Source organism: Nonomuraea sp. NPDC050556, assembly GCF_044457355.1.
In the GTDB taxonomy this organism is placed as follows: domain Bacteria; phylum Actinomycetota; class Actinomycetes; order Streptosporangiales; family Streptosporangiaceae; genus Nonomuraea.
Genome location: NZ_JBITGU010000002.1, coordinates 1,080,217 through 1,093,824, shown reverse-complemented (window position 1 = coordinate 1,093,824; position 13,608 = coordinate 1,080,217). Strand labels below are relative to the sequence as shown.

Here is a 13,608-nt window from a genome sequence, read left to right as displayed (position 1 = left end):
CGTGATGCGCAGACCCACGGCCGGCCGGGTGTTTGCCGTGGCGAGCGTGTTGCCCGTGCTCGCCGTGGCCGGATGGCTGATCACCGGGCTGCCGCTGCTGTTGCTCGGCTGGTTCTCGCCCTGGGCGGTGCTGCCGGGGCTCGTGGTGGTCGGGCTGCTGTGCCGGGCCGTGCTGCCCCGGCTGCCGGAGATCGTCGACGCGACCGCCTGGCACGTCGCGGGGGTGCTGGCCGTCGCCGGCGGCTCCCTCGTCTTCAACCTGCTGATGCACAGCGAGCAACTGATCGTCAGGCGCGATCCGGCCACCTACGCGCAGTACACGGCGTGGATCGCTCGGCACGGGTCACTGCCGATCCCGACACAGGCGGCGGCGTTCGGCGGCGCGGACCCGTCGCTGATCTTCGGCAGCGTCGGGTTCTACGACTTCGGCGGGGCGGTGGTGCCGCAGTTCATGCCGGGGCCGCCGCTGCTGTTCGCGGTGGGCGACTGGCTGGGTGGGCTGGTGCTGGGCCCGGCCGTGCTCGGCGCGCTCGCCGTCCTGGTCTTCTCCGGTACGGTCGCCCGGCTCGCCGGGCCGCGGTGGGCTCCGGTGGCCGCGCTGGCGTTCGGGATCAGCCTGCCGATCCTCTACACCTCGCGGACGACCTTCAGCGAGATCCCGTCGCTCATCCTGCTGGTCGGCGGGCTCTCGCTGGTGCACGAGGCGCGGTCGCGGCTCGACTACGGGCTGGCCGGGCTGGTGTTCGGGATGGCCGTGCTGGTCAGGGTGGACGGGTTGCGCGACATCCTGCCCGTCGTGGCGTTCGCCGGGCTGCTGATCGCCAGGCGGCGCGGGGCCTCGCTCATGGGCGGGCTGGCCGTGGGGGCAGGGCTGGGGTTTCTCGCCGCTTACCTGCTGGCTCGGCCGTACCTGAACTATCTGTCGCGTTCCGTGGTGCCGCTGCTGCTGATCTGCGGCGCCGTGCTGGTGCTGACGCTCCTGGGTACGGCTCTCGCGCCGCGGCTGGCGCGGTTGAGGGTGCCGCGGCGGGTGCCCGAGCTCGGGGCGGCGCTGGTGGCGCTGGTGATGGTCGGCTTCGCCGTACGGCCTTGGGTGCAGACCGTGCGGCGCACGCCCACGACGAAGGAAGACTGGCTGACCTACGAGTTCATCCAGAAGACGCAGGCGGCCAACCGCCTGCCCGTGGACGGGACGCGGCTCTACTTCGAGGACTCGCTCTACTGGGTGATCTGGTACGTCGGGGTGCCGGTCGTGGTGCTCGCGACGATCGGCGCCGCAGTGCTGACCAGGCGGCTGCTGCGCAACGGCGCGTCGTTCGAGTGGCTGCTGCCGCTGGCCGTCATCGGGTGGACCACCGTCACCACGCTGCTGCGGCCGGAGATCACCCCCGACCAGCCGTGGGCCTCGCGGCGTCTGGTGCCGCTGGTCATCCCCGGGCTGATCCTGCTGGCCGTGTGGGGGCTCGGGTGGGTGCGCGACAAGGCGCGCAGGATGGGGTACGGCACGCGCACCCAGCAGTGGCTCGCCGGGATCGGCACGGTCCTGATCCTCGTGCCGCCCGCGATCACCTCGATCGGCACGGCCTTCAGCCCGGTCGAGCGGGGCGAGGTGGCCGCGGTGCGCTCCCTGTGCGCCGCGCTGCCGCGCGACGGCTCGGTGCTGCTGGTGGAACGCGTGACCGGGGACCGTTTCACGCAGCTGGTCCGCGGCATGTGCGACCTGCCCGCCGCGCAGGTGAAGCGCGAGGACGGCAGCGACGTGGCCCCGGCGGCGGACGTCGACCGTCTGGCCGCCCGCATCCGCGAGGCAGGCAGAACCCCGGTGATCCTGGCGGCGCAGGACGACCAGGTGGCACCGTACGGTTCACCCGCGCACGTGATGAACCTGGTGACCAAGCAGGACGAACGCTCCCTGACCGAACCCCCGAACGGCACCTGGACCCTGACCGTGAACGTCTGGATGTCCATCGTCCATTGACGCCTCATTCCCTTTGTCGCGATATTCAGCGCTGTGTCGTACGAGGAGTTGGGGTTTGGGGATGAGGGGCCGGAGCGGGAGGTGCGGCTGGGGCCGTGGCTGGCGGAGCATGCTCGGCTGGTGGGCGTCCTCATAGGGGTGGTCCTGCTTGCGGTGGTTGTGGTGATTGCCGGGGTGGCCACGTTCAAGCGGTCGCTGTTACCCGTGCCGCCGCCCGACGGTCCGATTCCGGCGGTCCTGGACTTCGAGGTGGCGCTCTGTGCTGTCTGTCCGCAGGGTGAGGTGACAGTGCGGGAGAGTGTGGAGGAGCTGCTTGGGAGGCTGCCTCAGGTTGAGTCCTTTGAGTACGTGACCTACGCGCGGAGCAGCGAGGAGACGCGTGCCCTGGTGATCTCGCCCTGGCGCGAGGTCGGCGAACCGCCGGAGGGCGGCTCCTTCAGGGGCAAGGTGCGTCGCGCTGAGGACATCGCGGTGTTGCGGGAAAAGGTGAGCGGCGTCCCCGGGGTGGCGCAGGTCTTCGCGAACGGTCCCCACTTCTGGCGCGGCAAGGCCCAGGTCTTCGTCGGGCTGTGTGCGAAGGACTGGCCTGGCGTCTGCAAGAACCAGGCGGCCACCCTGGAGCAGCGCAACGCGATCGCGGCCGCGCTGAAGAGGCTGGACAACGTGGAGGAGGTCTATCTGGAGGACCAGGCGTTCAGGAACAAGCTCATGGGAGCAGGTCCGGGCCGCGACTCCTTCGAAGCGCTCTACGTCAAGGTGGACGATCCCGCCCGTGCGCGGGCCGTCGGCGAGGCGGTGAAGGACATGCCGGGCGTGGCCGTCGTCACGCTCATCGAGGCATCCTGATCGGCCGGTATCCTTGGTCACGCGGTAGTCATCGGCCAGGCAGGGTAGCCTCGACCGTCGTGAGCACGCCTGAGAGTGGAACCGCCGTGGAAAACGCCCCGTACGTCACGATCGTCCTGCCGTGCTACAACGAGCAGGATCACGTCATCGACGAGATCGAGCGCATCACCAAGGCGATGGACTCCAGCGGCTACACCTACGAGCTGGTCGCCGTCGACGACTGCTCGACCGACCAGACGCTGGCCAGGCTCGAGGACGCGGCCCCGCGCTACCCGCACATGCGCGTGCGCGCCTTCCACCGCAACGGCGGCTCGGGCACGGTCCGGCGCATCGGCACGCAGGAGGCGCGCGGCGAGATCGTCGTGTGGACCGACGCCGACATGACCTACCCGAACGAGCGCATCCCCGAGCTGGTCCAGATCCTGGAGAAGGACCTCACGATCGACCAGGTGGTCGGGGCGCGCACGACGGAGGAGGGGTCGCACAAGATCCTCCGGGTCCCGGCGAAGTGGGTGATCCGCAAGGTGGCGGAGAAGCTCGCCGGGCAGAAGATCCCCGACCTCAACTCGGGGCTGCGCGCGTTCCGCAAGTCGGTGGCGCGGCCCTACCTGCGGCTGCTGCCGCCCGGGTTCTCGTGCGTCACGACGATCACGCTGAGCTTCCTGTCGAACCAGCACGACATCTACTACCTGCCGATCGACTACGCCAAGCGGGCGGGCACGTCGAAGTTCAGCTTCGTCTCCGACGCCTACCGCTACATCCTGCAGGTGCTGCGGATGATCATGTACTTCAACCCGCTCAAGGTGCTCATGCCGCCCGCCCTGTGGCTGGTCGGCATCGGGTTCGTCAAGGGCATCGTGGACATGGTCCGGCACCCGTTCTACTTCCCGGCGAGCACGGTCATGATCTTCCTGTCCGGCCTGCTGATCGGGTCTGTGGCGCTGCTCGCCGACCTGATCGTGAGGTCGCGCGGCGAATGAGAGCGGAGAGGGAGTCGAACCGGACACAGACATCAGCCCGTCCGATGGGATGGTGCAAGGTGAGGCGGACTCGACCATGAGAATCGCGATCGTCGGCCCCACCTTCCCCTACAAGGGCGGTGGGGCTCAGCACACCACCGAGCTGGCGCATCGGCTGGCCGCTCAGGGCCACGACGTGGTGATCGAGTCGTGGAACAGGCAGTACCCGGGCTTCCTCTACCCGGGCCAGCAGACGATAGACGCGCCCGAGTGCACCCCTTACCCCAAGACGCTCAGGAAGCTCGACTGGCGCAAGCCCGGCGGCTGGGTCGCGGCAGGACGCCGCCTGCGCAAGGCCGACCTGGTGATCCTGGCCGTCCTGAGCCCCGTGCAGGTCCCCGCCTACCTCGGCATCCTGTACGGCATAGCCGGTGAGGCGCGCACGGTCGCCCTGTGCCACAACGTGCTGCCGCACGAGCGCAAGCCGTGGGACGAGCCCCTCATGCGGGCGCTCCTGAAGCGCGTCGACGGCGTGCTCGTGCACAGCGGCCTGCAGGAAGAGGTGGCGCTCAGCCTGTCCGGCACCCCGGTCAAGGTCGCCGCGATGGCCCCGCACCTGCCCTCGACGAACGCCTCGCGATCCTCGCAGATCCACAGAAGGCTGCTGTTCTTCGGCATCGTCCGGCCGTACAAGGGGCTCGACCTGCTGCTCAGGGCGCTCCCCGACGGCGTGGGGCTCACCGTGGCCGGTGAGTTCTGGGGCGGGCTCGACGAGACCAAGGCGCTGGTCGCCGAGCTCGGCCTGGGCGACCGCGTCGAGCTCAGGCCCGGTTACGTGCCCGCCGAGGACGTCCAGGGGCTGTTCGCGAACGCCGACGCCCTGGTCCTGCCGTACCGCAGCGCCACCGCCAGCCAGAACGTGTGGCTCGGCCACGAGCACGGCGTCCCGGTGATCGCGACGCGCGTCGGCGCGCTGGCCGACCACGTGACGGACGGCGTCGACGGGCTGCTCGTCCGCCCCGACGACGTCGGCGCGCTCAGGGACGCCATCGAGCGGTTCTACGCGCCGGGCGAGCCCGAGCGGTTGCGTTCGGGCGTCAAGGCGGTCGACCCAGAGCCGTTCTGGGACTCGTACGTCAAGGTCTTGCTCGGCCTCTGAAGCAGCACGGCGATCCCCGCGGCCGCGAGGTCTGCCGCGGTGAACGCCAGGCGCGACGCGATCGCCGCCACCAGCGCGGGCCCGGCGCCGACGATGGGCCCGAGGACGAGCACCATCGCGCCCTCGCGCACCCCGACGCCCGCCGGGATGAAGAACGCCAGCAGCCCGGTCGACCACGCGAACGCGTAGGCGCCGGTGCAGACCAGGTAGAGGTCCCAGCGCCCGACGAGCAGCGTGCTGTGCAGGCCGTACACGAACCAGCCGAGCACCGTCCACGCGACGGCGGTCAGGACGGAACGGCCGGGCAGCACGGTGTCCAGCGGCTCGCGCCGCGCGATGCGCAACGCCAGGTTGAGCCCCCACGTGAGCACGCGGGGATGCAGGCACACGATGATCACGGGGACGAGCAGCAGCAGGTACCAGGCCTGCGCGAACGCCTGGTAGGCGGTCGCCGCGGCGATGGAGAGCGCCACGCCGAGGTTGATCACCAGCGCCAGCGAGATGCAGGCGAAGGTACGGCGGGGCGGGCTGCCGTGGTCGCGGCCGAGATCCATCATGGCCGCGTAGGCCCAGACGGAGCCGGGGATGTACTTGCCGAGCTGGCCCACGAACATGATCCGCCCGCACACCCGCACCGGCAGCGGCGAGCCGAGCCCGGCCAGCACCTGACGCCAGGCCAGGAGCATGCAGAACTGCCCGACGAGCACCGCGAGGAACGCGCCGGCGACCGCCCACGGGGACAGGCTGGACAGGGCCGCGACGGTGTCCGTCCAGTTCCTGGCTATGCCGTACCCGAGAAAGCCCAGAGCGACCAGGGCGAGCACGATCCTTAACAGGCGTCTGAGCACCCGCTCACGCTAACCCCTGTTCACCAGGAAGGACCAGACGACCAGGGCAATCGCCACCAGTCTCCTCTCGGCTTCGAACGGCGGGCCGAACCCGTACGTCGATCGGCACGTCCTGGGTGTGTGGCGATGTCGAGGAAATCGCTGCGAATCGCGTAGAAAAGTGGCACTTTGCCCCCTCCGGTGAGCGGTCACGGTGCCTAAGGGCGGCTTGGCGAACGATTGACGTCGGTAGTGTTGCGGGGTGAGTAAGGAACGGGTCGCGCAACTGGAGTACTCCGAGTTCCAGTCGGCGATGCTCGACGAGCAGAAGCGCCGCAGGAAGGCCGCGAAGATCATCGCGGTCCTGGAGCACTTCCACGGGCCGCTCGACGGGCTGACCGTCGGCGACGTCGGGTGCTCGGCCGGGTTCATCGCCGACGAGCTGGCCGGGGCGGGTGCCGGGCACACGCTCGGCGTCGACATCGACGTGCCCGGCCTGCGCAAGGCGGCCGACCGGTTCGGCGAGCGGGTCGCGTTCGTCTGCGGCGACGGCACGGCGCTGCCGTTCCCCGACAAGTCGATCGACGTGCTGGTCTTCAACCACATCTACGAGCACGTGGTCGACCCGGACGCGGTGGTCGCCGACATGCACCGGGTGCTCAAGGACGACGGCGTCCTCTACCTGGGCCTGGGCAACAAGCTGGGCATCATGGAGCCGCACTACAAGCTGCCGTTCCTGTCCTACCTGCCGGAAAAGCTCGCCGACCGCTACGTGCGCGCCTCGGGTCGCGCCGACCACTACTACGAGCGGTTCCGCACCAGGCGCGGGCTGCGCAGGATGTTGCGCGCCTTCCACGTGTGGGACTACTCGATCCCCGTCCTCGCCGCGCCCACGCGGTTCGCCGGGTCCGAGCTGTTCCCCGGCGCCGTCGGGCGGATCGCGCAGGCCGTACTCGCCAGGACCCCGCGCGCGGTGCTGCGCCTCATGCTGCCGCTCGTGCCTACCTACCTGTGGGTGGCCACGAAGAACCCGCGCCGGCCGCGCGGCGTCGCGTTGCCCCAGCCACCCGAGCGCGTCCAGTGACCAAGAAGCTGGTACGCGCCGGGTTCCTGCTGGTCGCCCTGGGGTTCGGCGCCTGGGCCGTGGCCTCGCAGTGGGACGCGGTGGTCGCCGGTTTCGGCCGCCTGACCTGGCCGATGCTGGCGGGCTCGCTGGCCGCGGTGATCGTCGCCCTGCTCGGCGCCATGTTCACGTGGCGCACGCTGCTCTCCGACCTGGGCTCCCCGCTGTCGGTACGGCAGGGCGCCAAGGTCTTCTTCGTCGGGCAGCTCGGAAAATACATCCCCGGCGCCGTCTGGCCCGTGCTCGCGCAGATGGAGATGGGCCGCGACCTGGGCGTTCCCCGGTCGCGGAGCGCGGCGGCCTTCTTCCTGATGATGCCGATCCAGCTCGCCAGCGGCCTGCTGGTCACGCTGGTGACGCTCGGCTGGGACCAGTACGGCTGGCTGCTCCTGCTGCTCCCGGTCATCTTCGTGCTGCTCGAACCCAAGGTCATCAACCGGGTGATCGGCTTCGGCCTGCGCAAGCTCAAGCGCGAGCCGCTGGAGCGCCCGCTCACCAGGCGCGGCATGCTCACCGCCCTGGTGTGGGCGCTGGCCGGTTGGATCGCCTACGGCGTGAGCCTCTACTTCATCGTCGACGCCGGGCTGGTCTTCTGCGTCGGCGCGTTCGCGTTGTCCTGGTGTCTGGGCATCATGACCTTCGTGGTGCCGGCGGGGGCCGGGGTGCGCGAGGTGGCCATGGTGGCGGTGCTCGCTCCCGTGCTCGACCGGGGCTCGGCGATCGCGGCTGCCCTCTGCTCGCGCATCGTCATCATCGTCGGCGACCTGATCTGCGCGGGGATCGCGGGGCTCGCCGCGCGCAAAACTGTGGAGCGCGACACGGTGTGATTTGCCCCACCTTTTTGGGGAGGCTCGCCATAGAGTAATGGGAACGCAAGGTCTTGAGGGGAGAGATCTTCGTGGTGCCTCGGGTGATCATCGATGCGGCCGCCGTTCCTGCGGACCGCGGCGCTCTCAACCGATACGTGGACGGGCTGGTCGGAGCGCTCGGCCGGGCGGGGGCCGACCTCGCCGTCGTGTGCCAGCGGGCGGACGCCGAGCGTTATGGCCGGATCGCGCCCTCGGCGCGGATCATGCCGGGGCCCGTCGCGATCACCAACAGGGCCGCGCGGCTGGCGTGGGAGCAGACCAGCGTGCCGCTGCTGGCCAGGCAGGTGGGCGCGCAGGTGATCCACGCGCCGCACTACTCGATGCCGCTGCGCTCCGGGCTGCCGACGGTGGTGACCGTGCACGACGTCACCTGGTTCACCGACCCCGACGTGCACAGCCCGGACAAAGCCGCCTTCTTCCGCTCGGCGACCCGTACGGCGGCGCGGCACGCCAGGCGCGTCATCGTGCCGTCCAAGGCCACCAGGGACGAGCTCGTCCGGGTGCTCGCCGCCGACCCGACCTGCATCGACGTCGCCTACCACGGCGTGGACCAGGCGCTCTTCCACCGGCCGAGCGAGGTGGAGAAGATCACGGTCGCGGCGCGCTACGGGCTGCACGGCCGGCCGTACGTCGCCTTCCTCGGCGCGCTGGAGCCGCGTAAGAACGTTCCCAACCTCATCAGGGGGTTCGCCAGCGCGGTGAAGCACCTCGACGACCCGCCCGCGCTGGTGATCGGCGGCGGCGTGCACGAGGAGGACGTCGACGCCGCGTGCCGCGAGGTGGAGGCGACCGTGAAGGTCGTCAGGCCCGGGTACCTGTCGCTGAGCGAGCTGGCCGGATTCCTCGGCGGCGCGGTCGTGGTGGCGTTCCCGTCGCGCGGCGAGGGGTTCGGGCTGCCGGTGCTGGAGGCGATGGCGTGCGGCGCGCCCGTGCTGACCACGCACCGCACCTCGCTGCCCGAGGTCGGGGGCGACGCCGTCGCCTACACCGAGCCGGACGCCGGGAGCATCGCGGCGGCGCTCGGGCAGCTGCTCGCCTCCGCCGAACGCAGGAAACAGCTCAGCGAGGCGGGGCTGGCAAGGGCGAGGGAATTCACCTGGGACGCCTCGGCCGAGGCACATCTCCTCACTTATCAACGTGCAGTCGAATAGTTAGGTAACCTCACGGAGTGATGGAGAGCTCTTTGCCAGACCTCGAGGCGATCCTCCTGGTAGGAGGGCAGGGCACTCGCCTGCGCCCGCTGACGCTGGGCACGCCGAAACCGCTTCTGCCCACCGCGGGGGTGCCGTTCCTGGCCCACCAGCTGGCCAGGGCCCGCTCGTTCGGCGTGCGGCGCATCGTGTTCGCCACCTCCTACAAGGCGTCCATGTTCGAGCCCGTCTTCGGCGACGGCTCCTCGTTCGGGCTCTCGCTGCACTACATGACGGAGGAGACGCCGCTGGGCACGGGCGGTGCGATCCGCAACGCCGCGCAGGCGCTGACCAGCGCGCCGGACGACCCGGTGCTGATCCTCAACGGCGACATCCTGTCCGGGCACGACATCGGTGACCAGATACGTCAGCATGTGGACCGCTCCGCTGCCGTGACGCTGCACCTGACCGAGGTGGACGACCCGTCCAGGTTCGGCTGCGTGCCGACGGATCCGTCCGGGCGGGTGACCGCGTTCCTGGAGAAGACCCCCAACCCGGTGACGAACCGGATCAACGCCGGGTGCTACGTGTTCACCCGGTCGGTGATCGACGGCATTCCGGCCGGCGAGGTCGTGTCCGTCGAGCGCGAGACGTTCCCCGGGCTGATCGACGACGGGGCGCTGGTGCTCGGCTACGCCGACCGCACCTACTGGCTCGACGTCGGCACGCCCGCCGCGTTCGTGAAGGGCTCGCGCGACCTGGTGCTCGGCCGCCTCGCCTCGCCCGCGCTTCCCGGTCCTTCCGGGGAGTTCCTGGCGCTGCCCGGCGCGGTCATCTCGCCGGAGGCCAAGGTCATGGGCGGGTCGACGGTCGGCAGGGGCTCCGTGATCGAGGCAGGGGCCTCGGTGGTGGGCAGCGTGGTGGGTGACGCGTGTGTGGTCGCGGGGTCGGTCACCGACTCGGTGATCGGCGACCGGGCGCGGATCTGCGCGGGAGCCGTCGTGCGTGACGCGGTGATCGGCGACGGGGCCGTGGTCGGTTCCGGCAACGAGCTGCAGGCCGGGGTCCGGGTGTGGCCGGGGGTCGAGCTTCCCGAGTGTGCGGTTCGCTACTCCAGCGACGTCTAGTGCTCTCGCGGACGTGGACGCCGTCGTGGGCGCTGGACGTGGGCATGGTGCTCGCGCCTCGGCGCCACGGGGGTGGGGATCCCACGTTTCGCGCTGTCAACGACGGGTCGGTGTGGCTGGCGTCCCGGACGCCTGACGGGCCTGGGACGTTGCGGGTGTGCGTGACGGCCGGTTCGGTGCTGGGGCAGGCGTGGGGGCCTGGGGCTTCCTGGTTGCTGGACGGGATGCCGGGGTTACTGGGGGCTTTTGACGACGTTTCCGGATTTTCCGTGAAACACGAGGTTTTGCGGGATGTGGCGCGTAAGCACGTGGGGTTGCGGATCGGCCGGACGGGGCTGGTCATGGAGGCCCTGGTGCCGGCCGTACTCGAGCAGAAGGTCGTGATCCGCGAGGCTCATCGGGCTTGGCGGTGGCTGCTGTGGCAGTACGGCACGCCCGCGCCTGGACCTGCGCCGGAGGGGATGCGGGTGATTCCTGAGCCCGTCGTCTGGCGGCAGATCCCTTCGTGGCACTGGCACAAGGCGGGGGCGGAAGCCGTACGGGCGCGCACGATCGCCACGGCGGCGTGGCACGTGTCCAAGCTGGAGGCGGCCCCTTCCACCGAGGAGCTCGACCGGCTCTTGCGTGCGTTGCCGGGCATCGGGGTGTGGACGTCGGCGGAGGTACGGCAACGCGTCTTCGGCGACCCCGACGCGGTGAGCGTGGGCGACTACCACCTGGCCAACCACGTGGGTTACGCGCTGACCGGCCAGAAGGTCGACGACGACGAGATGATGCGCCTGCTGGCCCCCTACGAGGGGCACCGGCACCGCGCCACGATCCTCATCGGCCTCACCGGCATCCGCCCACCCGCCCGCGGCCCCCGCGTCCCAGCCCGCGACTACCGCTCCTTCTAGCCCCACAACCTTTCGGGTTTTCGTGGGGTGGCGGAGGGGCTGGGTGTTCCGTGGGGTGGGACCTGGGTGCGGTGGGGAAACCCAGGGGGACGTAATCTGCGGGGCATGACTGTTGTCAGCGACTCCGCCTTCCGCCGCGCCCTTGCCCGTGCCCGAGACGGCAAGACCCTCGACGTCACCGAGGCCACTGTGTTGCTGCAGGCCAGAGGTGAACACCTGGACACCCTCCTGGACCATGCCTCCCGCGTCCGTGATGCCGGGTTGCTGGCCGCTGGGCGGGAGGGGGTCATCACCTACAGCAGGAAGGTGTTCATCCCGCTGACCCGGTTGTGCAGGGACAGGTGTGGCTACTGCACCTTCGCCACCGCCCCAGGCAAGCTCCCCGCCCCCTTCCTCAGCCCCGACGAGGTGCTGGAGATCGCCAGGCAGGGCGCGGCCATGGGATGCAAGGAAGCGCTGTTCACCCTCGGCGACCGCCCCGAGGACCGCTGGCACCAGGCCCGCGAGTGGCTCGACGCCCACGGCTACGACGACACCCTGTCGTACGTCAGAGCCATGGCCATCCGCGTCCTGGAGGAGACCGGCCTGCTGCCGCACCTCAACCCCGGCGTGCTCACCTGGCGTGACCTGCAGCGGCTCAAGCCGGTCGCCCCGTCGATGGGCATGATGCTGGAGACGACGTCCAGGCGGCTGTTCGAGGAGAAGGGCGAGGCGCACTACGGCTCGCCCGACAAGGACCCCGCCGTACGGCTGCGCGTCCTGGAGGACGCCGGCCGGTCCAACGTGCCGTTCACCACCGGCATCCTCATCGGCATCGGCGAGACCATCGAGGACCGCGCCGAGTCGATCTTCGCGATCCGCCGCGTCGCCAGGGAGTACGGCGGCATCCAGGTAGTGATCGTGCAGAACTTCCGCGCCAAGCCGGACACCGCCATGCGCGGCATGCCGGACGCCGACCTCCAGGAGCTGGCCGCGACGATCGCCGTCACCCGCCTCGTGCTCGGACCGAAGATGCGCGTGCAGGCGCCGCCGAACCTCATCGGCGACGAGTTCTCGCTGATGGTCAGGGCCGGGATCGACGACTGGGGCGGTGTCTCGCCGCTAACCCCCGACCACGTGAACCCCGAGCGCCCCTGGCCGCAGATCGACGACCTGGCGGCCCGCACGCTGACCGAGGGGTTCACGCTGCGCGAGCGGCTGACGATCTACCCCGAGTACGTCCAGGCCGGTGAGCCGTGGCTCGACCCCCGGCTCTTCGCCCACGTCCAGGCGCTCGCCGACCCCGCCACCGGGCTCGCCCGCGAGGACGCCGTGCTCGAAGGCCGTCCGTGGCAGGAGCCCGACGGCGGTTTCGCCGCGTCCGGGCGCGTGGACCTCCACGTCGAGGTGGACACCTCGGGGAGGACCAACGACCGGCGCGACGACTTCGACAACGTCTACGGCGACTGGGACGCGCTGCGTGACCGCCTGCCCGCGGCGTCGTCGGCGATCCCCGGTGACCTGCGCCAGGCGCTCAAGCGCGCCGAGGCGGACCCGGCCGGGCTGAGCGACGACGACGCGGTGGCGCTGCTCGGCGCCGAGGAGGAGGCGCTCGACGAGCTCGCCCGCATCGCCGACCACCTGCGCAGGGAGGCCGTCGGCGACGACGTCACCTACGTCGTCAACAGGAACATCAACTTCACCAACGTCTGCTACACCGGGTGCCGGTTCTGCGCGTTCGCCCAGCGGCGCACCGACGCGGACGCCTACACACTCTCTCTCGACCAGGTCGCCGACCGCGCCCAGGAGGGCTGGGACGCCGGGGCGACCGAGGTGTGCATGCAGGGCGGCATCCACCCCGACCTGCCGGGCACCGCGTACTTCGACATCGCGCGGGCGGTCAAGGCCAGGACGCCGGGCATGCACGTCCACGCGTTCTCCCCGATGGAGGTCATCAACGGCGCCAGCCGTACGAACCTGTCCATCGAGGACTGGCTGATCGCGGCCAGGGAGGCGGGCGTGGACTCGCTGCCCGGCACGGCGGCCGAGATCCTGGACGACGACGTGCGGTGGGTGCTGACCAAGGGCAAGCTGCCCACCCGCGAATGGGTCGAGGTCATCACGACGGCGCACAAGGTCGGCATCCCGACAACGTCCACCATGATGTACGGGCACGTCGACAACCACCTGCACTGGGTCAAGCACATCAAGCTGATCAGGAGCATCCAGCAGGAGACCGGCGGGTTCTCCGAGTTCGTGTTGCTGCCGTTCGTGCACCACAGCGCGCCCATCTACCTGGCCGGCATCGCCAGACCAGGGCCCACGGCGAACGAGAACCGGGCCGTGCACGCGCTGGCCAGGATCCTGCTGCACGGCGCGATCAAGAACATCCAGTGCTCGTGGGTCAAGCTGCAGGACGACCTCTGCCGGGCCGTACTCCAGGGCGGGGTCAACGACCTCGGTGGCACGCTCATGGAGGAGACGATCAGCCGCATGGCCGGGTCGGAGAACGGCTCCTACAAGACGATCAGCGAGATCCGCGCGATGGCCGCCCCCACCGGCCGCGTGATCAGGCAGCGGACGACCGAGTACGGCGTGCCGTCCGAGGAGCGGCTCGCGGCGTCCGCGGCGAGTGACGGAGTCTGCCGGAGCGTGCTTCGATCCCTTCCTATAACAAGTTCTAGTACCCCTTGCGTCTAATACGGGAGTTGCTGG

General features: G+C 70.3%; 11 protein-coding genes. 10 read left to right on the top strand and 1 reads right to left on the bottom strand.

The genetic code is table 11. The annotated features are described in order from the left end of the window. The first annotated feature begins 4 nt into the window (after window positions 1-4). The 4 genes from ACIBG8_RS23180 to ACIBG8_RS23165 all read left to right on the top strand — a co-directional run bounded on the left by ACIBG8_RS23180 (window position 5) and on the right by ACIBG8_RS23165 (window position 4,942). Window positions 5-1,978: a hypothetical protein gene (locus tag ACIBG8_RS23180; protein ID WP_397346162.1), complete on the top strand. Its 1,974-nt coding sequence runs from the start codon at window positions 5-7 to the stop codon at window positions 1,976-1,978. 33 nt (window positions 1,979-2,011) lie between these two features. Further along, on the top strand, window positions 2,012-2,824 hold the full coding sequence (locus ACIBG8_RS23175; RefSeq protein WP_397344984.1) for a hypothetical protein: 813 nt from the start codon (window positions 2,012-2,014) through the stop codon (window positions 2,822-2,824). 59 nt (window positions 2,825-2,883) lie between these two features. Next, complete coding sequence (locus ACIBG8_RS23170; protein ID WP_397344983.1) at window positions 2,884-3,804, top strand: glycosyltransferase family 2 protein; 921 nt, start codon at window positions 2,884-2,886, stop codon at window positions 3,802-3,804. A gap of 76 nt (window positions 3,805-3,880) precedes the next feature. Continuing rightward, window positions 3,881-4,942, top strand: a complete 1,062-nt coding sequence (locus tag ACIBG8_RS23165; protein WP_397344982.1) for a glycosyltransferase family 4 protein — start codon at window positions 3,881-3,883, stop codon at window positions 4,940-4,942. On the opposite strand, the gene ACIBG8_RS23160 is transcribed toward ACIBG8_RS23165, so the two are convergent. After that, complete coding sequence (locus tag ACIBG8_RS23160) at window positions 4,843-5,790, bottom strand: lysylphosphatidylglycerol synthase domain-containing protein (RefSeq protein WP_397344981.1); 948 nt, start codon at window positions 5,788-5,790, stop codon at window positions 4,843-4,845. The genes ACIBG8_RS23165 and ACIBG8_RS23160 overlap by 100 nt on opposite strands. Window positions 5,791-6,031: 241 nt before the next feature. On the opposite strand from ACIBG8_RS23160, the gene ACIBG8_RS23155 reads away from it, so the two are divergent. The 6 genes from ACIBG8_RS23155 to ACIBG8_RS23130 all read left to right on the top strand — a co-directional run bounded on the left by ACIBG8_RS23155 (window position 6,032) and on the right by ACIBG8_RS23130 (window position 13,593). Continuing rightward, complete coding sequence (locus tag ACIBG8_RS23155; RefSeq protein ID WP_397344980.1) at window positions 6,032-6,853, top strand: methyltransferase domain-containing protein; 822 nt, start codon at window positions 6,032-6,034, stop codon at window positions 6,851-6,853. Beyond that, window positions 6,850-7,719 carry a lysylphosphatidylglycerol synthase domain-containing protein gene (locus ACIBG8_RS23150; protein WP_397344979.1) on the top strand — a complete coding sequence of 290 codons (870 nt, stop codon included), beginning with the start codon at window positions 6,850-6,852 and terminating at the stop codon, window positions 7,717-7,719. Before ACIBG8_RS23155 ends, ACIBG8_RS23150 begins: the two co-directional genes overlap by 4 nt. Before the next feature lie 83 nt (window positions 7,720-7,802). Then, the gene (locus ACIBG8_RS23145; protein WP_397344978.1) at window positions 7,803-8,912 is read left to right on the top strand and encodes a glycosyltransferase family 4 protein; all 1,110 of its coding nucleotides are present in this window, start codon (window positions 7,803-7,805) and stop codon (window positions 8,910-8,912) included. Between the two features lie 20 nt (window positions 8,913-8,932). Further along, entirely contained in the window at window positions 8,933-10,018 is a 1,086-nt protein-coding gene (locus tag ACIBG8_RS23140) for a sugar phosphate nucleotidyltransferase (protein WP_397344977.1), read from the top strand. Beyond that, on the top strand, window positions 10,018-10,914 hold the full coding sequence (locus ACIBG8_RS23135; protein WP_397344976.1) for a DNA-3-methyladenine glycosylase family protein: 897 nt from the start codon (window positions 10,018-10,020) through the stop codon (window positions 10,912-10,914). Before ACIBG8_RS23140 ends, ACIBG8_RS23135 begins: the two co-directional genes overlap by 1 nt. Before the next feature lie 105 nt (window positions 10,915-11,019). Beyond that, window positions 11,020-13,593: a bifunctional FO biosynthesis protein CofGH gene (locus ACIBG8_RS23130; protein WP_397344975.1), complete on the top strand. Its 2,574-nt coding sequence runs from the start codon at window positions 11,020-11,022 to the stop codon at window positions 13,591-13,593. The last annotated feature ends 15 nt before the right edge of the window (window positions 13,594-13,608 follow it).